General features: G+C 60.3%; 24 protein-coding genes. 12 read left to right on the forward strand and 12 right to left on the reverse strand.

What is annotated here, in order from left to right; translation table 11 throughout:
- Nucleotides 1-130: 130 nt before the first annotated feature.
- Entirely contained in the window at nt 131-1,330 is a 1,200-nt protein-coding gene (locus QLG10_RS16905; protein WP_188264280.1) for a glycosyltransferase family 1 protein, read from the reverse strand.
- Nucleotides 1,331-1,370: 40 nt separating this feature from the next.
- Complete coding sequence (gene cysZ, locus QLG10_RS16910; protein WP_110746847.1) at nt 1,371-2,123, reverse strand: sulfate transporter CysZ; 753 nt, start codon at nt 2,121-2,123, stop codon at nt 1,371-1,373.
- 314 nt (nt 2,124-2,437) lie between these two features.
- On the opposite strand from cysZ, the gene trxB reads away from it, so the two are divergent.
- On the forward strand, nt 2,438-3,394 hold the full coding sequence (gene trxB, locus QLG10_RS16915) for a thioredoxin-disulfide reductase (RefSeq protein WP_033042914.1): 957 nt from the start codon (nt 2,438-2,440) through the stop codon (nt 3,392-3,394).
- A gap of 162 nt (nt 3,395-3,556) precedes the next feature.
- Here trxB and QLG10_RS16920 read toward each other — a convergent pair whose 3' ends face one another.
- The 6 genes from QLG10_RS16920 to folM all read right to left on the reverse strand — a co-directional run bounded on the left by QLG10_RS16920 (nt 3,557) and on the right by folM (nt 7,454).
- A complete protein-coding gene (locus tag QLG10_RS16920; protein WP_110746851.1) occupies nt 3,557-4,807 on the reverse strand; it encodes an aspartate aminotransferase family protein in 1,251 nt (416 codons plus the stop codon).
- A gap of 260 nt (nt 4,808-5,067) precedes the next feature.
- Complete coding sequence (locus tag QLG10_RS16925; protein WP_177411550.1) at nt 5,068-5,406, reverse strand: HopJ type III effector protein; 339 nt, start codon at nt 5,404-5,406, stop codon at nt 5,068-5,070.
- The gene (locus tag QLG10_RS16930) at nt 5,399-5,695 is read right to left on the reverse strand and encodes a DUF1244 domain-containing protein (protein ID WP_020796671.1); all 297 of its coding nucleotides are present in this window, start codon (nt 5,693-5,695) and stop codon (nt 5,399-5,401) included. The genes QLG10_RS16925 and QLG10_RS16930 overlap by 8 nt, the downstream gene beginning before the upstream one ends.
- A gap of 80 nt (nt 5,696-5,775) precedes the next feature.
- A complete protein-coding gene (gene folX / locus QLG10_RS16935; RefSeq protein WP_020796672.1) occupies nt 5,776-6,147 on the reverse strand; it encodes a dihydroneopterin triphosphate 2'-epimerase in 372 nt (123 codons plus the stop codon).
- Nucleotides 6,148-6,149: 2 nt separating this feature from the next.
- Nucleotides 6,150-6,725, reverse strand: a complete 576-nt coding sequence (gene folE, locus QLG10_RS16940) for a GTP cyclohydrolase I FolE (protein WP_020796673.1) — start codon at nt 6,723-6,725, stop codon at nt 6,150-6,152.
- An 18-nt stretch (nt 6,726-6,743) separates the two neighbouring features.
- Nucleotides 6,744-7,454 carry a dihydromonapterin reductase gene (gene folM, locus QLG10_RS16945; RefSeq protein WP_282487724.1) on the reverse strand — a complete coding sequence of 237 codons (711 nt, stop codon included), beginning with the start codon at nt 7,452-7,454 and terminating at the stop codon, nt 6,744-6,746.
- A gap of 240 nt (nt 7,455-7,694) precedes the next feature.
- Here folM and QLG10_RS16950 point away from each other — a divergent pair, with 240 nt between their 5' ends.
- Nucleotides 7,695-8,654: a MerR family transcriptional regulator gene (locus QLG10_RS16950; protein ID WP_110746855.1), complete on the forward strand. Its 960-nt coding sequence runs from the start codon at nt 7,695-7,697 to the stop codon at nt 8,652-8,654.
- 3 nt (nt 8,655-8,657) lie between these two features.
- Here the strand turns inward: QLG10_RS16950 and QLG10_RS16955 are convergent, their stop codons facing one another.
- Both QLG10_RS16955 and QLG10_RS16960 read right to left on the reverse strand, forming a co-directional pair.
- Nucleotides 8,658-9,263 (reverse strand): hypothetical protein, encoded by a 606-nt coding sequence (locus QLG10_RS16955; protein ID WP_110746857.1) that lies wholly within the window; start codon nt 9,261-9,263, stop codon nt 8,658-8,660.
- A 67-nt stretch (nt 9,264-9,330) separates the two neighbouring features.
- Complete coding sequence (locus QLG10_RS16960) at nt 9,331-9,795, reverse strand: PAS domain-containing protein (protein ID WP_110746859.1); 465 nt, start codon at nt 9,793-9,795, stop codon at nt 9,331-9,333.
- A 102-nt stretch (nt 9,796-9,897) separates the two neighbouring features.
- Between QLG10_RS16960 and QLG10_RS16965 the strand changes: the two genes are divergently transcribed.
- The 7 genes from QLG10_RS16965 (at nt 9,898) to QLG10_RS16995 (ending at nt 19,851) form a co-directional block, all read left to right on the forward strand.
- On the forward strand, nt 9,898-10,353 hold the full coding sequence (locus tag QLG10_RS16965; RefSeq protein WP_282487725.1) for a flavodoxin: 456 nt from the start codon (nt 9,898-9,900) through the stop codon (nt 10,351-10,353).
- 167 nt (nt 10,354-10,520) lie between these two features.
- Nucleotides 10,521-11,306 carry a class II aldolase/adducin family protein gene (locus tag QLG10_RS16970; protein ID WP_033044533.1) on the forward strand — a complete coding sequence of 262 codons (786 nt, stop codon included), beginning with the start codon at nt 10,521-10,523 and terminating at the stop codon, nt 11,304-11,306.
- Nucleotides 11,306-12,208 (forward strand): alpha/beta hydrolase, encoded by a 903-nt coding sequence (locus QLG10_RS16975; protein ID WP_110746863.1) that lies wholly within the window; start codon nt 11,306-11,308, stop codon nt 12,206-12,208. The genes QLG10_RS16970 and QLG10_RS16975 overlap by 1 nt, the downstream gene beginning before the upstream one ends.
- A gap of 314 nt (nt 12,209-12,522) precedes the next feature.
- The gene (locus QLG10_RS16980; RefSeq protein ID WP_282487726.1) at nt 12,523-13,434 is read left to right on the forward strand and encodes an SDR family oxidoreductase; all 912 of its coding nucleotides are present in this window, start codon (nt 12,523-12,525) and stop codon (nt 13,432-13,434) included.
- 532 nt (nt 13,435-13,966) lie between these two features.
- Nucleotides 13,967-15,760 (forward strand): DUF1302 domain-containing protein, encoded by a 1,794-nt coding sequence (locus tag QLG10_RS16985; RefSeq protein WP_110746870.1) that lies wholly within the window; start codon nt 13,967-13,969, stop codon nt 15,758-15,760.
- Between the two features lie 24 nt (nt 15,761-15,784).
- Nucleotides 15,785-17,155, forward strand: a complete 1,371-nt coding sequence (locus tag QLG10_RS16990) for a DUF1329 domain-containing protein (RefSeq protein ID WP_110746872.1) — start codon at nt 15,785-15,787, stop codon at nt 17,153-17,155.
- A gap of 140 nt (nt 17,156-17,295) precedes the next feature.
- The gene (locus QLG10_RS16995; RefSeq protein WP_110746873.1) at nt 17,296-19,851 is read left to right on the forward strand and encodes a LuxR C-terminal-related transcriptional regulator; all 2,556 of its coding nucleotides are present in this window, start codon (nt 17,296-17,298) and stop codon (nt 19,849-19,851) included.
- 58 nt (nt 19,852-19,909) lie between these two features.
- On the opposite strand, the gene QLG10_RS17000 is transcribed toward QLG10_RS16995, so the two are convergent.
- On the reverse strand, nt 19,910-20,704 hold the full coding sequence (locus QLG10_RS17000; protein ID WP_110746875.1) for an IclR family transcriptional regulator: 795 nt from the start codon (nt 20,702-20,704) through the stop codon (nt 19,910-19,912).
- Between the two features lie 165 nt (nt 20,705-20,869).
- Between QLG10_RS17000 and hmgA the strand changes: the two genes are divergently transcribed.
- From hmgA to maiA, 3 genes are read left to right on the forward strand one after another with little or no spacing between them, the layout of a single operon-like run.
- Complete coding sequence (gene hmgA, locus QLG10_RS17005; RefSeq protein ID WP_282487727.1) at nt 20,870-22,174, forward strand: homogentisate 1,2-dioxygenase; 1,305 nt, start codon at nt 20,870-20,872, stop codon at nt 22,172-22,174.
- Between the two features lie 3 nt (nt 22,175-22,177).
- Entirely contained in the window at nt 22,178-23,482 is a 1,305-nt protein-coding gene (gene fahA / locus QLG10_RS17010) for a fumarylacetoacetase (protein WP_248678037.1), read from the forward strand.
- An 11-nt stretch (nt 23,483-23,493) separates the two neighbouring features.
- Nucleotides 23,494-24,129, forward strand: a complete 636-nt coding sequence (maiA, locus tag QLG10_RS17015; protein ID WP_248678036.1) for a maleylacetoacetate isomerase — start codon at nt 23,494-23,496, stop codon at nt 24,127-24,129.
- 122 nt (nt 24,130-24,251) lie between these two features.
- On the opposite strand, the gene QLG10_RS17020 is transcribed toward maiA, so the two are convergent.
- Entirely contained in the window at nt 24,252-25,055 is an 804-nt protein-coding gene (locus QLG10_RS17020) for a transglutaminase family protein (protein WP_282487728.1), read from the reverse strand.
- Nucleotides 25,056-25,155 lie beyond the last annotated feature (100 nt).

The raw sequence follows: 25,155 nt of genomic DNA on the forward strand, positions 1-25,155 counted from the left end.
CGAATACCAACCGAAAACAAGTTGAGGGCTTCACCTCAACCATAGAATCTCCCACGGTGGTTATGCGTTGTACACAAAACCTGTGGGAGCGGGCCTGCTCGCGAAGATTGACTGAATGGCACCCAATATCTCAGGGCAGAGTCGGTGCATTCGGCACCACCACCTCCCCCACACAGGCCCCCCGCAACTGCCCCTCGAACTGCTCGATAATCGCCGCCCACCCCTGCCGACTGGCATGCTGGCGCGCATTGAGCCGCACACAGCGCAAGGTTTCGCGCTTCTCCAGCAACCACGTCGCGGCATCACAAAATGCCTCTTCATCCCCCGGCATCGCCAGCACGCCGTTGTAGCCATGACGAATATGCTGCGCCGCTGCCGCCTGGTCGTAAGCCACCACCCCCAGTCCAGAGGCCAATGCCTCAAGCACCACATTGCCGAAGGTCTCGGTCAGGCTTGGGAACAAAAACACATCCCCGGACGCATAGTGACTGGCCAGGGCTTCACCGCGTTGCGTCCCGCAGAAAATCGCCTCGGGTAACTCGCTTTCCATCAACTGCCGTTGCGGGCCATCGCCCACCACGATCAGTTTCAGAATGCGCTGTGGATAAGTGGCCTTGAGCGTGTCGAAACAGCGTTTGAGCAAGCCGAGGTTTTTCTCCGGTGCCAAACGGCCTACATGGATAACGGCAATGTCCTTCTCGCCCAGCCCCCATTGCTCGCGTAGCGCATTCAAGCGTTTGCTTGGGTGAAACAGCTGGCTGTCGACGCCGCGGGACAGCAATGCCAGGCGCTCGAAATGCCGACGTTCCAGCTCCATGCGCTGGCTGACACTGGGCACCAGCGTCAGGTTCGATCTATTGTGGAACCAACGCAGGTAATGGGTCAGCAACCGAGTCAGCATGCCGAATCCATACTGGCTGGAGTACTGCTGGAAGTTGGTGTGAAAGCCGCTCACCACTGAAATACCCAGGCGTCGGGCCGCGCGCAGTGCCGACAATCCCAAAGGACCCTCGGTGGCGATGTACAGCACATCCGGGCGATGACGCTTCCAGCGCCGCAGCAGCTTGTGCATCGACGACTGCCCCCATTGCAATCCGGGATAGCCCGGTAGCGGCCAGCCGCGGCACAGCAACAACTCATCGTCACCGCTCGTCGATTGATCGCAGCCTTGGCGTGGTCGCACCAACTCCACCTGGTGCCCGCGCGCGCGCAAACCGTCGCACAGGCGGCCAAGGGTATTGGCCACGCCATTGATTTCCGGAGGGAAGGTTTCGGTGATCAGGGTGATATGCAGGGCTGTCGTCATGACCCCAGTGTCGGCTGAGGCCATGTCGGCGTTGTGACGACGAGATGATGGATTTGTGACCGATCTAGCGTTGGGTCACCAGATTCTCCGCTCCGCGCTCACGCACCCAGAACAAAGTCGCCCCGGCCACCGCCGCCGGCATCATCAGGATGTTGACCACCGGGATCAGCAACACCAGGTAAACACTCCCGCCGAAACTCATGCTCTGCCAGCGCTTTTCGCGCAGCCAGGCGAGCATCTCGTTCCACCCAAGCTTGTGGTTGTCCGCCGGGTAGTCGATGTACTGGATCGCCATCATCCACACGCCGAACAGCAGCCACAGAGGTGCCGCGATGATGTTCACCACCGGGATGAACGAAAGAATGAACAAGCCGAGCGCCCGGGGCAGGAAATACCCGAGCTTGCGCATTTCCCGTGCGAGGGTACGGGGGATCATGGCGATCAGCTCACCCCAGCTGAAGGCCGGGAAGTCGTCGGTGCCGCGCACCACGACTTCGACTTTCTCTGCGAGAAAACCATTGAACGGCGCAGCGATGACGTTGGCCAGCATGGTGAAGGTGAAGAACACCATCAACACCACCAGCACGACGAAAATCGGCCACAGGATGTAACTGAGAAAACTCAGCCACTCGGGCAGGGACGGCATCAGTGTATCGACCCACAGGCTGAACTGATGGCCGGCCAGATAGATCAATCCGACGAACAGCACCAGGTTGATTGCCAGCGGTAACAATACGAACAAACGCAAACTGGGGCTCAGCACCAGCTTGAGGCCTTCGCGCAAGTATTGCGGGCCGGACAGAACGGGGGCGGGCATAACAGGCTCCGGGCAGTGGGAAACGCGCCGACCTTACCGGCTTTGCCTGACCGGCGAAAGCGCGACAGCGACATCGACATTAACTGTAACAAAGGCGTCCTGAGAAACACGCTGTGGGGATAGAGACCACCTATGAGCTGGATTGTTAAACCGTATTTCCTTAATCTTCGCCCCCTCGATACGCTGCACCCAATCTTTTTACAGGACTGTCGAGTTCAAGCCTTCCCCAAGTGCTTTCAATGGTCCTTTTTTATTCCCGCCGGTCAGCCGGCGTTCCGCGCCAGGTATTCCCGGCCGGTCAACAGGAGCAGGTCATGTCTGAAGTTCGTCATTCGCGAGTGATTATTCTCGGTTCCGGCCCTGCCGGTTACAGCGCCGCCGTCTATGCCGCCCGTGCCAACCTCAAGCCACTTTTGATCACCGGCATGCAGGCCGGCGGTCAACTGACCACCACCACTGAAGTCGACAACTGGCCGGGTGATGTCCACGGCCTGACCGGCCCGGCGTTGATGGAGCGCATGCGTGAGCACGCCGAGCGCTTTGAAACCGAGATTGTTTTCGATCACATCAATGCCGTGGACTTCGCCGCCAAGCCTTACACCCTGACCGGCGACAGCGCGACCTACACCTGCGACGCCCTGATCATTGCCACCGGCGCCAGTGCTCGTTACCTGGGCCTGCCATCGGAAGAAGCGTTCATGGGCAAAGGCGTTTCGGCCTGCGCGACCTGCGACGGTTTCTTCTACCGCAACAAGCCCGTGGCGGTGGTCGGTGGCGGTAACACCGCTGTCGAAGAAGCCCTGTACCTGGCCAACATCGCCAGCACCGTGACCCTGATCCATCGTCGCGAAACCTTCCGCGCCGAGAAGATCCTGATCGACAAGCTCAACGCTCGCGTGGCCGAAGGCAAGATCATCCTGAAGCTGAACGCGACCCTGGACGAAGTCCTGGGCGACAACATGGGCGTGACCGGTGCCCGCCTGAAGAACAACGACGGCAGCTTCGACGAAGTGAAAGTCGATGGCGTGTTCATCGCCATCGGTCACACCCCGAACACTTCGTTGTTCGAAGGGCAGCTGACGTTGAAAGACGGCTACCTGGTCGTACACGGCGGCCGTGACGGCAACGCCACTGCGACCAACCTCGAAGGCATCTTCGCCGCCGGTGACGTGGCTGACCACGTCTACCGCCAGGCGATCACCTCCGCTGGCGCCGGTTGCATGGCGGCACTGGATGCCGAGCGTTACCTGGACAACCTGCAGAACGCTTGATTCTGTAGAAAAGAAAAAACCGGCTTCTGCCGGTTTTTTTGTGGGCAACACAAATGCCCCCCTGTAGGAGCTGCCGAAGGCTGCGATCTTTTGATCTTGATCTTATACAAAGCAAGATCAAAAGATCGCAGCCTTCGGCAGCTCGTACAGAGGACCGTATGTTCAGGTTAATTTCTGCAGGCATGCCTCGAGAATGTCCAGGCCTTCTTCCAGCACAGCTGCCTCGGTGGTCAACGGCGCCAATAGCCGAATGATGTGTCGCGATTTGCCGCTGGGCATCAGCAACAAACCAGCGTCCCGGGCCAGGGCCAGCAGTTGCGTCAACTGCGCCGAAGCGGGTGTGCCGTCGGCCGTGGTCAACTCGATGCCGCGCATCGTGCCCACGCCGGTCAGGCGACCCAGGTACGGCGACAGCTTGTTCGCGTGCCAGGTTTCAACGCGACTGACAATGGCTTCTTCCTGTTGCGAACCCCAGGCTTGCAGATTGGCGTCCGTCATTTCATCCAGGGTCGCGAGCGCAGCGGCACAGGCGATCGGGTTGCCGGAATAAGTACCGCCAAGCCCACCCTTGGGCAAGTTATCCAGCAGCGACTTACGCCCGACCACCGCACCCAGCGGCATGCCGCCGGCAATGCTTTTGCCCAACAGGATCAGGTCCGGTTCGATGCCCAGGCGCGAGAACGCAAACCGCTGGCCAGTGCGGCCAAAACCAGACTGGATTTCATCGGCAATCAGTACGATGCCTTTTTCGTCGCAAAACGAGCGCAGCGCCTGGGCGAACTCGACATCCAGGGCCAGGAAACCCGCTTCGCCCTGCACGGGTTCGACGATAAAGCAGGCCACGTCCTCGACGTCGATCTCGACGCTGAACAGGCGCTCCATGGCCTTGAGCGCCTCGACACAGGTCACGCCGTTGTCCCGGCTGGGGAACGGCAGGTGATACACCGGCCCCGGCAACACGCCGACTTTCTGTTTGTAGGGGGTAACCTTGCCGTTGAGGTTGAGGGTGGCCAGCGTGCGGCCATGAAAGGCGCCATCGAAGGCAATCACGGCTGTGCGACCGGTCGCGCCACGGACAATCTTCAGTGCATTTTCCGCCGCTTCGGCGCCGCTGTTGGTGAGCATGCCGCTGACCGGATAATCCACCGGAATGAACGCCGCCAGGCGATCCATGAGCTCGACGTAGGGGGTATGGGGCGCGGCGTTGAAGGCGTAGTGGGTCAGCCGGGTGGCCTGTTCGCGAATGGCTTCGACAATAGGGGGATGGCAGTGACCGAGATTGAGTACGCCGATGCCGCCGACAAAGTCGATGTAACGTTTGCCGTCGGTGTCCCAGACCTCGGCATTTTTGCCGTGGCTGAGCGTGACAGGGTGGACGATATTGATCGACTGGCTGATGGTTTCGCTGCGCATGGCTGACCGGCTCGGAAGAAGGAGGGATTCTTTTTATCTAAGCCGGGAGCAGCGGTGCCCGGCAAACGAAATAAAGTCGCCGGGTTAATCTTTAAAGTCGGGATGTACGGTGAAACCTCTGCATCTCTACCCTGTGGGAGCGAGCCTGCTCGCGATGATCGCCAACGATAACGCTGGCTACCTGAAACCCCACGGTGTTCTTGAGTCCATCGCGAGCAGGCTCGCTCCCACAGGGTTCAGGTTCAGAACCGGGTTTTGATTCAGCGGCGAGTCAGGGGCTGCTGAGCGAAATTCACACCGGCCAGGCCATGCACCATCAACGCACGGATATTGCCGTGATCGCTGCCCTCAGGCGTCGCCAGCACCGAGCGGTAATGCTCGCCGAACGCCAGCAGCGCTTCTTCATCGCCCAGGCCTTCCAGCAGGGCCAGGCCCAGCGTCTTGCACGAACCTTCGTTCTGCCCGGCGGCGTTTTCCACGCCGCCATTGGTGAAGGCCTGGGGCTGGTAATCGTAGCCGGCGGCAATGAACGCCAGGGTATCGGCGAAAGCGTGTTCGCCGCTCTTGAGGCTGGCTCGCAGGGTGTTCAAATCACTCATTGGGTTTTCCTTTGGCGAACGCCGCTTGTTGTTCGGCGCTGGCTTCTTGCTGATATTGGGCTTTCCACTCGGCATACGGCATGCCGTAAACAACTTCGCGGGCTTGATCGAGGCTGACCTCGATCTGGCGTTCATCGGCCGCTGCCTTGTACCACTTGGACAGGCAGTTGCGACAGAAGCCCGAGAGGTTCATCAGGTCGATGTTCTGCACATCCTTGCGGCTGTCCAGGTGGGCCACCAGCCGGCGGAAGGCGGCGGCTTCGAGCTCAAGGCGTTCTTGATCGGTCATAGGTTTCTCTGCAACAGCTTCAAGCTGCAAGATGGATGGCGGTGAGTCGAAGTTTACAGCTTGCTGCTTGAGGCTTGTAGCTAGCGGCTCGCTGCAAGCGTAATCGACACCGACTCGGCGAATCGCAAGGCGTGGGGCTTATCGACTTCGACCTCGGCGTACAGCACCGACGCGTTGGCCATGACCAGGTCCAGCAGTTCCTGGGTCAGGCGTTCGAGCAGGGCAAAGCGATTGCCTTCCACGTGGGCGATGATCGCCTTGGTGATGGTGCGGTAGTTCAGCGCGTGATCGATATCGTTGTCGCGCACCGCTTCCTGGGCTGCATAGAGGATGGTCAGGTTGATCAACACATCCTGCTTGTTGAGGATCTCGTCTTCGTTTATGCCAATGTAGGTGCGCAGGCACAGGTCCTTGACCCGGATGCGCGCCATGCCTGGTTGAAGTTGTGGCATTGCTACTTGCTCCGTCCAATCAATTGCAGGAACTCCTGGCGGGTATTGCTCGACTCGCGGAAGGCGCCGAGCATCACCGAGGTGTTCATGGTCGAATTCTGTTTCTCGACGCCGCGCATCATCATGCACATGTGCTGTGCTTCGATGACCACGGCAACGCCTGCCGCGCCGGTTACCTGTTGCACGGCGTCGGCGATTTGCCGGGTGAGGTTTTCCTGGATCTGCAGGCGACGGGCGAACATGTCCACCAGCCGGGCAATCTTCGACAGACCCAGCACCTTGCCCGTTGGAATATAAGCCACATGCGCCTTGCCGATGAAGGGCAGCAGGTGATGTTCGCAGAGGGAATAGAGTTCGATGTTGTCGACGATCACCATTTCATCGTTGTCGGAGGCGAACAGGGCGCCATTGATGATTTCCTCGACACTTTGCTCGTAACCGTGACACAGGTACTGCATGGCCTTGGCCGCGCGCAGCGGAGTGTCACGCAGGCCTTCGCGCTCGGGGTTTTCACCGAGACCGATGAGGATCTCGCGATAGCTCTGTGACAGGCAGTTCTGATGCAGGGAAAGCGTCATGGAAGATCCTCGGGACACTTATTTGATGTGCCTTCCGCCGTTGACGGTCAGGGTCGTGCCGGTGACATAAGGGTTATCGAGCAGATAACGCAAGCTCTGGTAGATCACTTCGCTGCCAGGTTCAATGCCCAGCGCGGATTTGGCCAGCGCCTTGGCGCGATAGGCGGTATCGTCGTCGGCATTGAACAGTAGCAGGGCGGGCGCGATCGTGTTGACCTTGATGCCGGGCGCGTATCGGGCGGCGAAGGACAGGGTCAGGCTGTCGAGCCCGGCTTTGCTGGCGCAGTAGCCGATGTGCTTGCTGCTGCCCTTGCGGGTCACATCATCGCTGATGTGCACGATGTCGGCGGGGCTTGAGCGTTCGAGCAGGTCGGCGCAATGCAGGTTGATCAGGTAGGGCGCCAGCATGTGCACGTTGAACATGCGGGTGAATGCGGCGGCATCGGTGTCCGCCGTCTCGGCCAGCCATTCGGAAGCATTATGGATGATTGCCCGCAAGCTGTCGGTGTGGGTTCTCAGTTGACTGATGAAGGTGACGATCCCGGCTTCGCTGGAGAAATCCGCGAACAGCCCGATCGCGCCCAAATCGCGCAGGGTTTGTACGCCGGGACGCTCGCTGCGGTAACTGAAAATCACGCGATGGCCATCCTCGAGCAATCGCTGCGCGCAATGCAGGCCGACACGCTGGCCGGCACCGGTGATCAGAATGGGGGCTGCAGAAGAAGTCATGTACGGCTCGCATCGCGGTAAGAGCAAAACTATACCAGCGACGAGCCGTGAGCCTACAGGTTTCGGGTTGTCGGTTGCGCAGGCGCAGCGCCGTGGTGGCGGCGGTATTTTGGGGCAGGTCAGTACTATTGCTGATTTTACCTGCCAGGCCGTGACCTCAGTAACAATCTATTTCTTGAATAGTTGAGGTTCAGGGGAGGTAGAATGGGCCCCGATTATTACATGGATGTAGGCCAATAAATGCCTGTCTTGACCGACGTTGCCCCGGGTGTGTCGCCCGCGCTCTCCCTGGAACGGGCAGAGCTTTACCCGATTCGCGAGGTTGCGCGCCTGACCGGTGTGAACCCGGTCACGCTTCGCGCATGGGAGCGTCGTTATGGCCTGATCGTGCCCACTCGCACCGAAAGCGGGCATCGCCTGTATTCGATGCAGGACATTGAGCGGATCCGCAGCATCCTCAACTGGATCGAACGCGGTGTGGCGGTCAGCAAGATCGGCAAGATCCTGGCCAAGGCAGCGCCGTTACAGGTATTGGCTCACATCATCCCCAGCGATCTGGTGCAGGCGGATTACGCACAGTGGCAGCAACAGCTGGCGGACGCGGTCAGTGCGTTTGACGACATCCGGCTGGAGCAGGTCTACGGGCAGATTTTTTCCAGCTACTCCCAACCGGTGGTTTTCCAGGACATTATTCTTCCGCTGTGGCGGCAATTGCTGCAGCGCCAGGATACGTTTGGCCGGGCCAGCGAGTGGTTGTTCCTCGATGGTTTTCTGCGCTCACGGGTGGTACAGCGCCTGCTGTTGATCCGTGACCGGCATCCCCGGCGAGTCATTGTCAGTGCCTTGGCGGGCGAGTGTCGTGAACTTGAGTTGCTGATCGCCGCACTGTTCCTCGGCAGCGATCAAATGGGGGTGCGGGTGCTGACCACCGGTCAACCGTTCGACGAACTGACCCTGGTCTGCGAGCGGATCAAGCCAAGGGCGCTGGTGCTGGTTTCCAATCACGTCCCCACTCCCGACTTGCCCCGGCGCCTGAATCGCCTGGCGATGAGCCTGGATTGCCCCTTGCTGCTGGCCGGTGATGCGTGTGACCTGGCGCAGGAAAACCTCGCCGGGTCATCGATCGGCTGCCTGGGCAACGAAGGTGCGCAGATGGGCCAGCGCCTGAACCAGTTTCTGGTCGGCAGCCTGGATACCTGAAGGTCAGAGGTGCAGGGTTGGATGGGTCAGGCGATGCTGCTGCAGAATGAATTGACGAAGGCGCTCGGTTTCATCCAGGTCGTTCTGGCTCAACTGGTAGGCATAGAAACCCTGTTCGGTTTCTTTTTCGAGTGTCCCGCGCAAGGCGATGCGCTCATAGCCTGAGGGGCTGAACCATAGGGCGAAGTGCTTGGGTGCCTTGGTCTTGTTGCGAATCTCCAGCAAAACCCCTTTGAACGATACTTCGTGCACCCACAGGGTGCCGGGTTGGCCTTTGGCGTTTTCCAACGCAACCGGCTCGTCGAGCACCAGTCGCCACGGCCGGACCGATGGCCCGCCCTCATAAATACTCGGCACGCCCAGGCGCAGGTGCATGGCATGAAACTCGTCTTCCACCAAGTGCAGGGGGAAGGTCATTTGCTGGTTTTCGAAGGTTGCTTGAAGGGTAACCTGTTCATGCGCGGCCAGGCGCGTGAGCAGGTCACGGATTTGCGATCCACCATTAACGAGCAGACTCGACGTCGCATCCCGCACATTCAGTTGCGGGTTGTGTTGCATGGTCTGGATAAAATCCAGCTCATCCTGGGTCAGGAGCGCGTCGCGTTGCATGGTTAGGCTCGAAAAATTTAGTTACAGAAGCACTGGTGATTGTAGTTAATGACAATTAATTCGCTGTTTAGTTTTTGCCGTTCGTCGCTTTGAGTGCAGCAAGCTCTGCCTGGACTTCTGCCAGTTGCGCTTCAAGCAGCGCCACACGCTGCTGCGCCTTGACCTGCAAGGTCACATCCTTTTGCACTCCGATAAAATAAACCTGCCCGTCGTTCGGATTTTTCACCGTAGAAAGCGACAGCTCGTTCCAGAATGGGGTGCCATCCTTGCGATAATTGCGCAGGATTTCCCGGCAGGAGCCTTCACTTTTCAATGCGTCACGAATTTTCGGCAGGGCCTCCTGATCACGATCGCCCGACTGCAGGAAGCGGCAATCCTGGTAGAGGATTTCTTCGCTGGTGTAACCGGTCAGGCGTTCGAAGGCCGGGTTGACGTAAATCAGGATCTTGTCTTGATCGCCTTCCTTTTCAGCAATCACGATACCGTCGTTGGAGGCATTGATCGCCAACTGCAGCAGTTTCGCGTTGATCATCGGTGATACCCTTCCTTGTTGGTTGTCTGTGGGATTCTAAAAGAACAATGCAGACCGTGCTGTTAATATCCCGGTCTTTTATTCAGTGTCAGGATCAGATTGATGAAAGTCGCCATCATTTCCGGCTCGGTATACGGCACGGCTGAAGAAGTTGCCCGCCACGCCGCCAGTATGTTGAAAAACGCCGGTTTCGAAACCTTCCACAACCCGCGGGCAAGCCTCGCCGATATTCAGGCCTTCGCTCCCGAAGCCTTGCTGGCGGTAACGTCGACCACCGGCATGGGCGAGCTACCGGACAACCTGCAACCCCTGTACTCGACGATTCGCGACCAGTTGCCCGCCGCCTGGCGAGGCTTGCCGGGGGCCGTCATCGGCCTGGGCGACGCAAGCTATGGCGATACTTTTTGCGGCGGTGGCGAGCTGATGCGCGAGTTGTTCGGTGAATTGGGCATTCGCGAAATCCTGCCGATGCTGCGCCTGGACGCCAGTGAAAGCGTGACCCCGGAAGCGGATGCCGAGCCCTGGCTGGCGGAACTGGTCGACGCGCTGGGTGGTTGATCGGTAACGCTGGTGCACCGGCAGCCAGGCCATGGATCCAAACTCTTCGGGCCGCTGACCCGCTCGGCCATCAAGCTGGCTGCCAATGCAACTACGCGAACCCCGGAGGGTGACTAGACTCGGTAGTCATTGGAAACACTCCATAATAAGAACCGAGGTTCCTTGCCGTGAGCGTAGCCCCCGTCCAGTCGTCCTCCTCCTGTGTCAAAGACCAGGTCAGCGCTGCCGAGTGGCAGACCCGCGTCGACCTCGCTGCCTGCTACCGCCTGGTCGCCCAGCATGGCTGGGATGATCTGATTTTCACGCACATCTCCGCCAAGGTGCCGGGTACCGAAGATTTCCTGATCAACCCATACGGTCTGATGTTTCACGAAATTACTGCGTCGAGCCTGGTCAAGGTCGATCAGTCCGGCAACAAGTTGATGGACAGCCCCTACGAGATCAATCCGGCGGGGTACACCATCCATAGCGCGGTGCATGAAGTTCGTCACGATGTCGTGTGCGTGCTGCATACCCATACCGCTTCCGGCGTGGCGGTGTCGGCGCAGCGACAAGGCATTTTGCCGATCAGCCAACAGTCGCTGTTTGTCCTTTCCAGCCTGGCGTATCACGCCTACGAAGGTGTTGCGCTCAACCACGAGGAAAAAGCGCGGCTGCAAGCCGACCTCGGAGAAAACAATTTCCTGATGTTGCACAACCACGGTCTGCTGACCTGTGGCCCCAGCATCGCCGACACCTTCCTGATGATGTTTATCTTTCAACGTGCCTGCGACATCCAGGTCATGGCGCAGAACGGTGGGGCTGAACTGATTGCCATCGAACCGCAGATTCTGGCGGGTGCCAAGGCAATGATCGCCGGTGTCACCAAAAGTGCTCAAGGAATGGGCGGAGCGCTGGCCTGGCCGGCGTTGCTGCGCAAGCTCGATAAACTGGACCCGGGGTACAAACTCTAATGCAACTCGCCGAGATTCCCCTGAGTGTCTGGCGCAAGCGCGGCCAGACTTTCATGTTCCATGGCCAAGCTATCCGTTACTGGACGGCGGGGCAGGGTGAGCCGTTGTTGCTCATCCATGGCTTCCCCAGCGCCAGTTGGGACTGGCATTACCTTTGGCAACCACTGGCCCAGCGCTATCGGCTAATCGCCTGTGACATGCTCGGATTCGGCGATTCGGCCAAACCGGTGGATCACGAGTACAGCTTGCTGGAACAGGCCGATTTGCAGCAGGCGCTGCTGGCCCATCTCAACGTCGAGCAACCGTTGCACCTGCTTGCCCATGACTACGGCGACAGCGTGGCCCAGGAACTGCTGGCCCGGCATTACGAAGCGCGCATCGACCTCGCCAGTTGCGTATTCCTCAATGGCGGGTTGTTCCCCGAAACCCATCGCCCGGTGCTGGTGCAAAAACTCCTGCTCAGTCCGTTGGGATGGATGATCGGCCGTGCTTTTAGCCGTGATGGCCTGGTGAAGAGTTTCCGTCAGATCTTCGGCCCGCAAACTCGTCCCAGCGAGAGCCAGATGGACGATTTCTGGAGCCTGGTCGAAAGCAATCACGGGCCACGGGTCATGCATAAATTGATTGCCTACATCCCCGAGCGGCGAACGCAGCGCGAGCGTTGGGTCGGCGCGATGCAGCGCGGCGAGGTGCCGCTGCGGGTGATCGATGGCGAGGTCGACCCGATCTCCGGTGCCCACATGATTGCGCGCTACCGTGAGTTGATACCCAACCCGGACACGGTCCTGCTCAGCGACATCGGTCATTACCCGCAGATCGAGGCGCCCTGCCAGGTGCTCAAGCACTACCTGGCGTTTCGCGACTGCACGGCCTCACCACCGCTCAAGGTGGCTTGTTCGTAGGAGAGGGCTCGTCGGTGAAGGCGCCCTTGAGCACGGCGCCACCTTTCCGGGCGCTCTCACCCCCGTAGGAGCGAGCATGCTCGCGAAAAACCTGAGAGCACCTGGGGGTGTCAGGCGCCGCGAAACCATATACGGCCATTACCGCACCAATGGATATGTACGCGGTCAACAAACAACAGGTCGGCCGCCAGGCCGCCTCGTGCTTATCATCCCCCTGCCTTATCGCATAACATTCAGCCTCCCCCCTGTTCATTGTGACCCGTAGCGCCGTGCCTGAAACTCCAAGGCAATGTCCTGGCCTGCTGGAGTTCCCCATGAATGAGTCTGTGCGTTTCGAAGATAAAGTCGTGATCATCACTGGTGCGGGTGGCGGCCTGGGACGGGCGCATGCACTGCTGTTCGCCAAGCAGGGCGCCAAGGTACTGGTCAACGACCTCGGCGGTTCGACTCAGGGCGAAGGCGCCAACGCCTCGGCGGCAGACCGCGTGGTCAACGAAATCCGCGACGCGGGCGGCACCGCCGAGGCCAGCCACGACTCGGTCACCGACGGCGACAAGATCGTCCAGCACGCCCTCGACGCCTTCGGCCGCGTCGACGTGGTGGTCAACAACGCCGGCATCCTGCGCGACAAGACCTTCCACAAAATGGAAGACGCCGACTGGGACCTGGTTTACCGCGTCCACGTCGAGGGCGCCTACAAAGTCACCCGCGCCGCCTGGCCGCACCTGCGCGAGCAAAACTACGGGCGGGTGATCTTCACCGCATCTACCTCGGGCATCTACGGCAACTTCGGCCAGTCCAACTACGGCATGGCCAAGCTCGGCCTCTACGGCCTGACCCGCACCCTGGCCATCGAAGGTCGCAAGAACAACATCCTGGTCAACGCCATCGCCCCCACCGGCGGCACCCGCATGACCGAAGGCCTGATCCCGCCGCAAGTATTCGAACAACTCAAACCGGAACTGGTCAGCCCGCTGGTGGTGTACCTGGCCAGCGAAAACTGCCAGGAAACCTCCGGGCTGTTCGAAGTCGGCGGCGGCTGGATGGGCAAAGTGCGCTGGGAACGCAGCCTCGGCGCCGGGTTCGATCCGCGGGTGGGGTTCTCCCCGGAAGACGTGGCGGCGCATTGGCAGCAGATTTGTGATTTCGAAGGGGCGGCGCATCCGAAGGACAATATTGAGGCGCTGAAGGAGATGATGGGGAATTTGCAGAAGTATTCGCTCTGATCAGGCTTCATCGGGCAGGGCCTGCACGGGCTCTGCCTTTCTTCCTCTTTACCCCCCCCTTCGCTTAAAACCTTCGCCCATAAAAAAGGCCGCTGCAAACGCAGCGGCCAAAGAAGACGTTGGATCCAGGAGCTACAAATCAACGTCGAAGTACACGGGGTGATGACTCGATACGTTCAAATCATCTGAAGTCTGTCGCGAACGGCGGGAGGGGAACACCTTCCGTTGCTTCGCGCTTTGCGGCTGTTGTCCCCAAAGCGCAGGGCAAGAATAAGTCTTTGCCGGCAAGGGAAAAATAGCGATCAGGGAGATGCACCGTTACCGCTGGCGCAACAGTCCTGCCTGCCAGCAGCCTAGACCATATTTCCAAGTAATGCTGCCACATCCAGTGCATCTATGCCCCCGCCTGATCCCCCGTGCCATGCAGCCAGTCATCCTTTCGAGCGACACCACGAATACCTCCTTGGTGCGCTTATCGCTCCCGGCGTGCGGCAGTAGGGTGTGGCCTTCTGTCACTCACCGGGGAAGACGCATGACAAAAACAACAATGCGCGCCATCTTCACTCCGCAGGCGCTGGCCGCTGCGGTGGCCTTGGGCTGCTGTGCCCAGGCGCAGGCTCTGTCATTCAACATTGGCGAAATCGAGGGCACGTTCGACTCTTCGCTGTCGGTCGGTGCGAGCTGGGGCATGCGCGATGCCGATGATGCGCTGGTCGGTATCGTCAATGGTGGCAGCGGGCAGGCGTCGACCGGTGACGACGGGCGACAGAATTTCAAGAAGGGTGAAACCTTCTCGAAGATCTTCAAGGGCATTCACGACCTCGAGCTCAAGTACGGCGACACCGGTGTGTTCGTCCGGGGCAAGTACTGGTACGACTTCGAATTGAAGGACGAAGACCGGCCGTTCAAGCCGATCAGCGATCACAATCGTAAGGAAGGTTCCAAATCGTCCGGTGGGCAAATCCTCGATGCCTTCGTCTATCACAACTACTCCATCGCCGACTTGCCGGGCACGGTGCGCGCCGGTAAGCAGGTGGTCAGTTGGGGTGAAAGCACCTTCATCGGCAACTCGATCAACAGCATCAACCCGGTCGACGTGTCCGCTTTCCGCCGTCCCGGTGCCGAGATCAAGGAGGGGCTGATTCCGGTCAACATGCTGTTCGCCTCCCAAGGCCTGACCGACAAGTTGACGGTGGAAGGCTTCTATCAACTGGAATGGGACCAGACCGTCGTCGACAACTGCGGCACCTTCTTCGGCGTCGACGTGGTGGCCGATGGTTGCAACAAGGGCTACACCGTGGCCAGCCCGGCTATCGCGCCCTTGCAGCCGATTGCCGCCGCCTTTGGCCAGGGCTTCGAGGTGACCCGCGAAGGGGTTGTCGTTCCTCGAGGCCAGGACCGCGATGCCCGGGATTCCGGGCAGTGGGGCACGGCGTTGCGCTGGCTGGGGGACGACACCGAGTACGGTCTGTATTTCATGAACTATCACAGCCGCACGCCCAACGTCGGTACCACCACGGCCGGCCTGTCCACGCTGGCGAGCATCCCGGGCATCGTCGCGACCGCCAACCGTATCGCTCCCGGTAGCGGTTCGGGCCTGGCGCAAAGCGTGATGCTCGGTCGCGGCCAGTATTACCTCGAGTACCCGGAAGACATTCGCCTGTATGGCGCAAGCTTCTCCACCACCTTGCCCACCGGCACGGCCTGGACCGGCGAGATCAGCTATCGCCCCAACGCGCCGGTGCAGGTCAATACCAACGACCTGACCCTGGCGATGCTCAACCCGATCGCCGGTGGCGCCGCATCGCCGATTGCGACCTCGCCTGGTGCCGATAACAAAGGCTACCGTCGCAAGGAAGTGACCCAGGTCCAGAGCACCCTGACGCACTTTGTCGATCAGGTCGCAGGCGCGGATCGCCTGACCCTGGTGGGTGAAGCCGCGGTGGTGCACGTTGGTGGCCTGGAGTCGCGCCGCAAGTTGCGCTATGGCCGGGACTCGGTGTACGGGCAGTACGGTTTCGGCGGCGATACCGATGGTTTCGTGACCTCGACGTCATGGGGTTATCGCGCCCGCGCCATCCTCGATTACAACAACGTGATCGCCGGGATCAATTTCCGGCCCAACCTGTCGTGGTCCCACGACGTCGCCGGGTACGGCCCCAACGGGCTGTTCAACGAAGGTGCCAAGGCCGTCAGCCTCGGCGTCGATGCGGACTACCGCAACACCTATACCGCAAGCCTCAGTTACACCGACTTCTTCGGGGGTGACTACAACGTGCTCGAAGACCGCGATTTCGTGGCGTTGAGCTTTGGCGTGAACTTCTGACCTGGCTGAAAGAGGATGAATTCGATGCGCAAGATGATTCTGCAATTGGGCACTGCCCTGGCCCTGAGTCTGCTGGCCGTCAACGTGATGGCGGCAGTATCGGCTGAGGAAGCGAACAAACTCGGTACCAGCCTGACACCGCTGGGCGCGGAGAAGGCCGGTAATGCCGCTGGCTCGATTCCACCCTGGACCGGCGGCATTCCAAAAAATGCCGGTGCGGTGGACAGCAAAGGCTTCCTGGCCGATCCGTTCGCCAATGAAAAACCGTTGTTCATCATCACTGCGGCGACGGTCGAGCAGTACAAGGACAAGCTGTCCGATGGCCAGGTCGCCATGTTCAAGCGCTACCCCGAGACCTACCGGATCCCGGTCTATCCGAGCCATCGCACGGCAGCGCTGCCACCGCAAGTGTATGAAGCGGCCAAGCGCAGCGCCCTGAATGTGACACCGACCAATGACGGCAATGGCCTGGCCAATTTCACCGGAAATCGCTACTACGCCTTTCCGATTCCGAAGAACGGCGTCGAAGTGATCTGGAACCACATCACCCGTTATCACGGCGGTAACCTGCGTCGCACCATTACCCAGGCCACGCCCCAGTCCAACGGTGATTTCACCGTCATCCGCTTCAAGGACGAAGTGGCGGTGCCATCGCTGCTGGGTGACCTCAAGCCGGGCAGCGATGAAAACGTCCTCAACTATTTCAAGCAGGAAGTGACCGCGCCGGCCCGTCTGGCGGGCAACGTACTGCTGGTTCACGAAACCCTCGACCAGGTTCAGGAACCGCGCAAGGCCTGGATCTATAACGCCGGCCAGCGCCGTGTTCGACGGGCGCCGCAAGTGGCCTACGACGGTGTGGGCACCTCTTCCGACGGTTTGCGCACCACCGACAACTTCGACATGTTTTCCGGCGCGCCGGATCGTTATGACTGGAAACTGATCGGCAAGAAAGAGATGTACATACCCTACAACAGCTACAAACTTGACTCGCCCGACCTCAAGTACACGGATGTGATCAAGGCCGGGCACATCAACCAGGACCTGACCCGTTATGAGTTGCATCGGGTCTGGGAGGTCGTTGCCACGGTCAAGCCCAATGAGCGGCATGTGTATGCCAAGCGTCACATGTACATCGACGAAGACACCTGGCAGGTGGCCCTGGCTGATCATTACGACGGTCGTGGCCAGCTCTGGCGGGTGGCCGAAGGACACGCGCAGTTCTACTACGATCATCAGGTCCCGGCCTATACCGTCGAAGCGCTGTACGACCTGATTGCCGGTCGCTACATCGCCTTGGGGATGAAGAATGAGGAGAAACGCAGCTTCGAATTCAACATCGCTGCCAAGGCTGGGGACTACACACCTGCGGCATTACGGAGTACAGGCGTGAGGTAAGTTTCCTACAGCAGTTACACAAAAAGGTGACCTCGCGGTCACCTTTTTTATAGGGTTCGATAAGTGTGTTGAATACTTCTTCAACAAGCGCTCAACAGAGGGCTAGGGTGGCGCCACAACAATAACAAAGGCTCACCACTATGACTGCCATGACGACGTGCCCGGACCGTCCTGGACTTTTGCCTCGATTGTCTGCCCATCACTTGTATCGCGGGCGTCTGGTCGAACCCTTGCTGGCCTCGACGGCGCGGGTGAAATTGCTCTGTGCTCCGGCCGGCAGTGGCAAGAGTGCGCTGCTCGTCGAGTGCATGCTGAACGCGCCGGCAGCGTGTCAGGTCGCCTGGCTGCCATTGGCGGGTGAGGCGATCAGTGTGGGTGGTTTTTGCCGGCGCCTGGCCCAGGCGCTGGGACTGGCAGCGACGGATGAGTCCGGATTGCTGGAGCACCTGGCTCGTTTAGAGAAAGCGACCTGGCTGTTTATCGATGATTATTGCCGGGTACCTCACCCGCAGCTGGACCTGCTGCTCGACCGGCTGCTGGCCGGCAGCAGTCCGATGGTGACCTGGTGGCTGAGCGGTCGGCGGCGTCCGCAATGCAATTGGCCACGGCTGCTGCTGGGTGATGAACTGTACGATGGCGAGCGATCTGCGCTGGCGTTCGATCAAGGTGAAATCGAAAAACTGTTGCATCACCTGGAGCCGGCCCAGGCCGCAAAAGGTGCCGAGAGGATATTCCGGCGCAGTGGCGGCTGGTGCGCCGGGGTGCGGATTGCGTTGCTGCAAAAATGCGACTGGACACGTCAAGACGCCCTCAACGGTCGACCGGATACCCTGCACGACTACCTGGAGCATGAGCTCTTCGCCAGCCTGACACCCGAGCTCGCCGAGGCCTGGCGGGTGCTGGCGCTGTTGCCGCGGTTCAATGCCCGGCTCAGCGATCACCTGTTCGGCGCCGGCGAAGGCGCGCAATACCTGAGTGCGTTGCAGGAGCTGGGCTGTTTCATCGAACCCTGGCAAGACTCGACGGACTGGTTGCAGATTTTCGCTCCCCTGAGCCGGTTGATGCGCGATGAACCTTGGCCGGCCGGGCGCTTCTGGCATCGTCGTGCCTGTCAGTGGTTCGTCGCCGAACAGGACTGGAAGGCCGCGTTCGAACAGGCGTTGCTGGCGCAAGAATTCGAGGTTGCGGTCAGCCTGTTGCAGCATTTCAGTTTCGAGCAACTGTTCGAAGAGCAGACCGTGGTCCTGCTGCTGCGCCTGCACGAGCAACAAGGCGAGGAACTGATGTTCGGCTCGCCGCAACTGGTCGGGCTGATCACCGCTGCCTTGTTGTTTGCCGGGCGCTTCGAGCAGGCGGCCGAGTGTATCGAGCAACTGTCCCGATTCACGCCCCAGCCGTCGGCATCCCTTCAACGGCAATTGATCGCGCGTTGGCAGGCTCAACAAGGCTGGTTGTTGCATTTGCAAGGGCGCATGGACGCATCACAGGCACACTTTCACCAGGCGCTTGGCGAGCTTGACCTCGAATGTTGGCCGGTCCGGCTGATATGCCTGTCCGGCTTGACGCAACAGGCCTTGCTGCGGGGCGAACTCGACGTCGCACAGGCGCTTAATCGCGAAGCGTTGTGCCTGGCCCGGGCGCAAGGTTCACTGGTATTCGAAGGGTTGCTGGAGCTCGATCACGCCCAATTGCTCGAGCAGCGGGGCGCGGCCTGCAGGGCTGATGACCTGCTCGCCAACATGCACAGCCTGCTTTGCCAGCAGCGTGCGAACGCCGAACCCTTGTTGGGACGGATCGCCCTGCGTCGTGGCCGATTGAACTTGAGCCTGGGCCGGGCGCAACAGGCTGCCACATACTTCGAGAGCGGCCTGCAGATCTGCCTGCGCAGCCAGGACAAACGAGCGCTGTATGGTTTTCTGGGGCTGGCGCAACTGGCGGCCAATCGCCTGGATTACGCTCAGGCTTTCGACCTGCTGCGTGACGCCGAGCGGATGATGCAGCAACGGCGGATTCCCGAAACGGTGTATCGCAGTGTCTTGCTGCACACCAGTATCCAGTTCTGGCTGCAACAAGGGCGCGCGCCACTGGCTCATGAGGCCCTGATACGGGTGCTGCGCCATTATCAAGGCCCCTGCGCACGCCAGGCTCCACCGGCAACCCTGGAACTGATTGATGGCCTGGAGTATCTGCGTGTCCTGGCCGAGGTTTACCTGGGGCAGGCGCAGACCCCTCTGGAGCAGCTTGAAGCCCAGCTGCAACGGGCCAGGCAGCGGGGCATGCTGTCCCTGCAAGCGCAATTGCAACTGGCACTGGCAGAAGTCGCCTGGCTCAAAGGCGAACCGGATGTTGCCCGGCAATCACTGGCGCAAGGACTGGCATTGGTTGAACGGTGCAACCTGCAACAGGCCCTGCGCGATTTGCAGTTGCGTCAGCCACAGCTGCCGCAAGCCATTGGCCTGACCGAATCGCGCGATGAACACCAGGTGTCGGCAGCCGCCGATAACCCGCTGAGCCAGCGTGAAATACAGGTGCTGCGATTAGTGGCACATGGCAACTCCAATCAACAGATTGCCGATCTGCTGTTCATTTCCCTGCATACGGTCAAGACCCACGCGCGACGGATCAACGGCAAGTTGAATGTGGAGCGCAGGACGCAAGCCGTGGCCAAGGCGAAAGCATTGGGCATTGTGGATTGAAGCCCGTAGCGGGAGGTACACCGAGCCGGCTGCTGGCGAGCAAAAGATCGGGATGCCCCTAGCCGACGGCAGTGGTCGGTTCATACCCCATCCGCCAGCTCACGGCGCGTGTCGCTGCCAGCAAGCGCTGGGCCGCCGGGCCGTTTTCGTCGGCATGGAACAACGATGTCGGGCCGACAATGGTAATGACTGCCGCCACGTGGCCGACGGCGTTGAACACCGGCGCCGACAAGGCATCGACGCCCGGCATCAGCAAACCGTGCACATGATGCAGGCCGCGCTCGCGGATCTGCCCACATAGCGTTTCATAGACGTGATCGTCGCTGAGGGTGTGAGGGCCGGCTGACAGCAGTTCCTGCTCACGCAATTCCACGGTTTCACGCTTGGGCAGGTACGCGCCAAACACCAGGCCCGTGGAGGAGCTGAGCAACGGCAACACCGATCCCAACTGCGTCACCACCGTTACGGCACGCACCGCCGGTTCGATATGCACCACGGTCGCGCCCTGGTTGCCCCACACCGCCACGAAGCAGGTTTCGTTCAAGTCGTCGCGCAACTCGGCCAACGGCAGGGCGGCGACTTTCAGCACGTCCATACTGTTGAGGGCCGCCAATCCGACGCGCAGGGCTTCGCGGCCCAGCCCGTAGTGATTGGTCGCCGCATTCTGTTCGGCAAAACCGCTGGCGATCAGCGCCTGTAAGTAGCGGTGAACCTTGCTCGCCGGCATTTGCACGTGCTCGGCCAGGCGCGAGAGCGAAGTGGAGGGCGACAACTCGGCCAGGGCCTTGAGGATGTCAGTACCCACCTCGGCCGAGCGGACTTTCTGTTTACCGTTGCTGTCTGGCTTTTCCATGGAGGCGTTGAGATCCCGGGACGAATGGGCGTCTTTATAGCTTGACGGTCAATCCCAATCAAATTACGTTAAGCGTAATTGAATTACGATAAAAATAACCCCGACGTGCCACGAACTCTGCAACAGAGCGACCGGCCACTGTCGACGCCCTGTTCAGGAGGCTCCATGAACTCCGATTCAACGACGCCAGCACTGGCCTATCAGTCAGGCTTTGGCAACGAATTTTGCAGTGAGGCATTGCCCGGCGCATTGCCTGTCGGTCAGAACTCCCCGCAAAAAGCGCCTTACGGCCTTTACACTGAGCTGTTCTCCGGTACCGCATTCACCATGGCTCGCAGTGAAGCGCGGCGTACGTGGATGTACCGCATCCAGCCTTCGGCCAACCACCCGGCATTCGTCAAACTCGATCGACAACTGGCCGGCGGCCCATTGGGTGAAGTGACACCCAATCGCCTGCGCTGGAACGCGTTGGACATTCCCGCCGAGCCAACCGATTTCATCGACGGCCTGGTGAGCATGGCGGCCAACTCTGGCGCGGATAAACCGTCGGGGATCAGCATCTACCAGTACCGCGCCAACCGCTCCATGGAGCGCGTGTTCTTCAATGCCGACGGCGAAATGCTGCTGGTGCCGCAACAGGGCCGTCTGCGCATCGCCACCGAACTGGGCGTGCTGGAAGTGGAGCCGCTGGAAATTGCGGTATTACCTCGCGGGCTGAAATGGCGCATCGAACTACTCGACCCGCAAGCGCGCGGTTACATCGCCGAGAACCACGGTGCGCCGTTGCGCCTGCCGGATCTGGGGCCGATCGGCAGCAACGGCCTGGCGAATCCGCGTGACTTCCTGACGCCGGTGGCTTGCTACGAAAACCGTCAACAGCCCACGACGCTGGTGCAGAAGTTCCTTGGCCAGTTGTGGGGTTGCGAGCTCGACCACTCACCGTTGAACGTGGTCGCCTGGCACGGTAACAACGTGCCTTATAAATATGACCTGCGCCGTTTCAACACCATCGGCTCGGTCAGCTTCGACCACCCGGACCCTTCGATCTTCACGGTGCTGACCTCGCCGACCAGCGTCCACGGCTTGGCCAACCTCGATTTCGTGATCTTTCCGCCACGCTGGATGGTCGCTGAGAAAACCTTCCGGCCACCGTGGTTCCACCGCAACCTGATGAACGAGTTCATGGGCCTGATCCAGGGCGAATACGACGCCAAGGCCGAAGGTTTCGTGCCCGGCGGCGCTTCTCTGCACAGCTGCATGAGCGCTCATGGGCCAGATGGTGAGACCTGCACCAAAGCGATCAACGTCGACCTGAAACCTTCGAAAATCGACAACACCATGGCCTTCATGTTCGAGACCAGCCAAGTGCTGCGCCCGAGTAAGTTCGCCCTTGAATGCCCGCAACTGCAAGACAACTACGATGCCTGCTGGGCTACTTTCCCAGCCACTTTCGACCCGACCCGGAGATAACCCATGACGCAAACTTCCCTGACTCGCAGCTGGGTTGCTTCGGCCAACGGCCACGCGGATTTCCCGCTGCAAAACCTGCCGCTGGGCGTGTTCAGCGTGAAAGGTTCGGCACCGCGCAGTGGCGTGGCCATCGGCGAGCATATCTTCGATCTGCAGGCGGCACTCGATGCCGATCTGTTCGATGGCGCTGCAAAAGCCGCGGTCGAAGCCACCCGTGGCGGTCAACTGAATGCGCTCTTCGAGCTAGGCCGTGAAGCGCGCGTGGCCCTGCGTGAACGTTTGATCGAAATGCTCAAGGAGGGGAGCTCCCTGCGCGGCAAGATCGAGGCCCAGGGCGCCAAACTGCTGCCACTGGCTGCCGACTGCCAGATGCATCTGCCCGCGAAAATCAACGATTACACCGACTTCTATGTCGGCATCGAGCACGCACAGAACGTTGGCAAACTGTTCCGTCCGGACAATCCGTTGCTGCCCAACTACAAGTACGTACCAATCGGCTATCACGGTCGCGCCTCGACCATTCGCCCGTCGGGCACCGACGTGCGCCGACCTAAAGGCCAGACCCTGCCGGCCGGCCAGACCGAGCCGTCGTTCGGCCCCTGTGCACGCCTGGATTATGAGTTGGAGCTGGGGATCTGGATCGGCCCAGGCAACGACATGGGCGACTCCATCGCCATTGGTGACGCCGCTGATCACATCGCCGGTTTCTGCCTGCTCAATGACTGGTCGGCACGTGACATCCAGGCTTGGGAATACCAGCCGTTGGGGCCATTCCTGTCGAAGAGTTTCATCACCAGTATTTCTCCGTGGGTCGTGACGGCCGAAGCGCTGGAACCGTTCCGCCTCGCACAGCCGGCACGTCCGGAAGGCGATCCACAACCGCTGCCGTACCTGTTCGATAAACGCGATCAAGCCGCCGGCGCATTCGACATCGAACTGGAAGTCCTGCTGCTCACCGAAGCCATGCGCGAGCAGAACCTGCCGGCCCATCGCCTGACCCTGAGCAACTCGAAACACATGTACTGGACCGTGGCGCAAATGGTGGCGCATCACAGCGTCAATGGCTGCCAGTTGCAGGCCGGTGATCTGTTCGGTTCAGGCACCTTGTCCGGTCCTCAAAGCGGTCAGTTCGGCAGTCTGCTGGAGATCACTGAAGGCGGTAAGACGCCGATCGAACTGGCCTCGGGCGAAGTGCGTAAATTCCTCGAGGACGGCGACGAAATCATCCTGCGTGGCCGCTGCAGCCGCGAAGGGTTTGCGTCCATCGGTTTCGGCGAATGTCGCGGCAAAGTGCTGCCAGCGCGCTAAGGGATCGGTTCATGGAACTCTATACCTACTACCGCTCCACTTCGTCCTATCGGGTGCGCATCGCGTTGGCGCTCAAGGGCCTGGATTACCAGGCGCTGCCAATCAACCTGATTGCGCCACCGGGTGGGGAGCATCGCCAGCCAGCGTACCTGGCCATCAATCCGCAAGGCCGCGTGCCGGCCTTGCGCACCGACGAAGGCGAGCTGCTGATTCAGTCGCCGGCGATCATCGAGTACCTGGAAGAGCGTTATCCACAGGTACCGCTATTGTCGAAGGATCTGGTTGCCCGCGCCCATGAGCGCGGCGTGGCAGCGCTGATCGGCTGCGATGTGCATCCGCTGCACAATGTCAGCGTACTCAATCGGCTGCGTCAGTTGGGCTTTGATGAACCGCAGGTTGTTGAGTGGATTGCGCACTGGATCAGCCAGGGGCTGGCGACCGTGGAGCAACTGATTGGTGATGAGGGTTACTGCTTTGGCTCCCAGCCCGGGTTGGCGGATGTGTACTTGATTCCACAGTTGTATGCCGCCGAGCGCTTCAACATTTCCCTTGAGGCTTATCCGCGAATCCGCCGGGTAGCGGCATTGGTGGCCAACCATCCGGCGTTCATCAAGGCACATCCGGCGAACCAGCCCGACACGCCTTGATGTGTCGCATATACCCGTAATTGGATGGACTCGCCCGCGACACACCGCAGCGCCTGGTTCGCCCTTAGGAGCGAGGCTTGCCCGCGAAAAACGATGACGCGGTGCGATAGATACACCAGGGTTCAGTGGACGATGGAATTAGGCGGCAAATGCCCCAGTCGCTCGGTCAGGCGAATCCGCTGGATCGGATCGTCGCTGAGCAGCAGTGCATGTTCCAGGTCGAAGCGCTCGGCATTCGGGCAGTCCAGCCGTTGGTACAGGCTGGCCCTGGCCAGATAGTCGGAGGCGTTGGCGTTGCCCAGTTCCAGCACGCGTTCGGCGTCGATCAAGGCGCCAATGTAATCGTCATGGGAGAGATGCAGCTGGCGCAGATTGCGTGACAGGCGTTGAAGCATTTGCGCGGGTGTGGACGTGACCAGGTGCTCAGCGTTAAGTTGCATGTTCGGGCCATACTGGCGATGCAGCAGCTCCCGGCAATCGTTGGGATAAAGGCGCCGGCCGCCGCAGGGGTCGAGCAGATGGTCGGCACCTGGCACCCGCAGCAGGAAATGCCCCGGGAAATTGACGCCGACCAACGGAATCTCCAGGCCTCTGGCCAGTTCGAGGGCTATCATCGCCAAGGCTAATGGCTGCCCGCGGCGACGCTCCAGGACCTTATCGAGCAATGCCACTTGCGGGCGCAAGGGGGCGAAGTCATCCTGGGCGAACCCCAACTCGACCATGCGCCTGAGCAGCGGTTGCGCCAACTCGCTCACTGGCAGCATTGGCAAGCTGCCACTGACGCGCAGTTGCAGTTCCTTGAAGTGCGCCAACACTGTTTCGGGGTTCACCTGATTGTCATGTTCGACGGCAATCCACAGCGCCGCCTCGAACAGCGCAGGCGGTGATCGTTGCAGGCAGGCGAAAAACGATTGGCGCGGCGTCATGAAAATCTCCGGGCTATGCCTCGTTTTAGACCGGTCTTTGCCATTCGTCCAGTACCGCACAGGGAGCCGTTTCGGTTATTTCCTAAAGCTAGCATGGCAC

Source organism: Pseudomonas sp. V98_8, from assembly GCF_029967975.1.
Classification (GTDB): Bacteria; Pseudomonadota; Gammaproteobacteria; order Pseudomonadales; family Pseudomonadaceae; genus Aquipseudomonas; species Aquipseudomonas umsongensis.

Bases quoted from the DNA above. Each gene is read 5' to 3' on its own strand.
- QLG10_RS16905 (WP_188264280.1), bottom strand. From the start codon at position 1,330: ATGGCCTCAGCCGACACTGGGGTCATGACGACAGCCCTGCATATCACC.
- cysZ (WP_110746847.1), bottom strand. From the start codon at position 2,123: ATGCCCGCCCCCGTTCTGTCCGGCCCGCAATACTTGCGCGAAGGCCTC.
- trxB (WP_033042914.1), top strand. From the start codon at position 2,438: ATGTCTGAAGTTCGTCATTCGCGAGTGATTATTCTCGGTTCCGGCCCT.
- QLG10_RS16920 (WP_110746851.1), bottom strand. From the start codon at position 4,807: ATGCGCAGCGAAACCATCAGCCAGTCGATCAATATCGTCCACCCTGTC.
- QLG10_RS16925 (WP_177411550.1), bottom strand. From the start codon at position 5,406: ATGAGTGATTTGAACACCCTGCGAGCCAGCCTCAAGAGCGGCGAACAC.
- QLG10_RS16930 (WP_020796671.1), bottom strand. From the start codon at position 5,695: ATGACCGATCAAGAACGCCTTGAGCTCGAAGCCGCCGCCTTCCGCCGG.
- folX (WP_020796672.1), bottom strand. From the start codon at position 6,147: ATGCCACAACTTCAACCAGGCATGGCGCGCATCCGGGTCAAGGACCTG.
- folE (WP_020796673.1), bottom strand. From the start codon at position 6,725: ATGACGCTTTCCCTGCATCAGAACTGCCTGTCACAGAGCTATCGCGAG.
- folM (WP_282487724.1), bottom strand. From the start codon at position 7,454: ATGACTTCTTCTGCAGCCCCCATTCTGATCACCGGTGCCGGCCAGCGT.
- QLG10_RS16950 (WP_110746855.1), top strand. From the start codon at position 7,695: ATGCCTGTCTTGACCGACGTTGCCCCGGGTGTGTCGCCCGCGCTCTCC.
- QLG10_RS16955 (WP_110746857.1), bottom strand. From the start codon at position 9,263: ATGCAACGCGACGCGCTCCTGACCCAGGATGAGCTGGATTTTATCCAG.
- QLG10_RS16960 (WP_110746859.1), bottom strand. From the start codon at position 9,795: ATGATCAACGCGAAACTGCTGCAGTTGGCGATCAATGCCTCCAACGAC.
- QLG10_RS16965 (WP_282487725.1), top strand. From the start codon at position 9,898: ATGAAAGTCGCCATCATTTCCGGCTCGGTATACGGCACGGCTGAAGAA.
- QLG10_RS16975 (WP_110746863.1), top strand. From the start codon at position 11,306: ATGCAACTCGCCGAGATTCCCCTGAGTGTCTGGCGCAAGCGCGGCCAG.
- QLG10_RS16980 (WP_282487726.1), top strand. From the start codon at position 12,523: ATGAATGAGTCTGTGCGTTTCGAAGATAAAGTCGTGATCATCACTGGT.
- QLG10_RS16985 (WP_110746870.1), top strand. From the start codon at position 13,967: ATGACAAAAACAACAATGCGCGCCATCTTCACTCCGCAGGCGCTGGCC.
- QLG10_RS16990 (WP_110746872.1), top strand. From the start codon at position 15,785: ATGCGCAAGATGATTCTGCAATTGGGCACTGCCCTGGCCCTGAGTCTG.
- QLG10_RS16995 (WP_110746873.1), top strand. From the start codon at position 17,296: ATGACTGCCATGACGACGTGCCCGGACCGTCCTGGACTTTTGCCTCGA.
- QLG10_RS17000 (WP_110746875.1), bottom strand. From the start codon at position 20,704: ATGGAAAAGCCAGACAGCAACGGTAAACAGAAAGTCCGCTCGGCCGAG.
- hmgA (WP_282487727.1), top strand. From the start codon at position 20,870: ATGAACTCCGATTCAACGACGCCAGCACTGGCCTATCAGTCAGGCTTT.
- fahA (WP_248678037.1), top strand. From the start codon at position 22,178: ATGACGCAAACTTCCCTGACTCGCAGCTGGGTTGCTTCGGCCAACGGC.
- maiA (WP_248678036.1), top strand. From the start codon at position 23,494: ATGGAACTCTATACCTACTACCGCTCCACTTCGTCCTATCGGGTGCGC.
- QLG10_RS17020 (WP_282487728.1), bottom strand. From the start codon at position 25,055: ATGACGCCGCGCCAATCGTTTTTCGCCTGCCTGCAACGATCACCGCCT.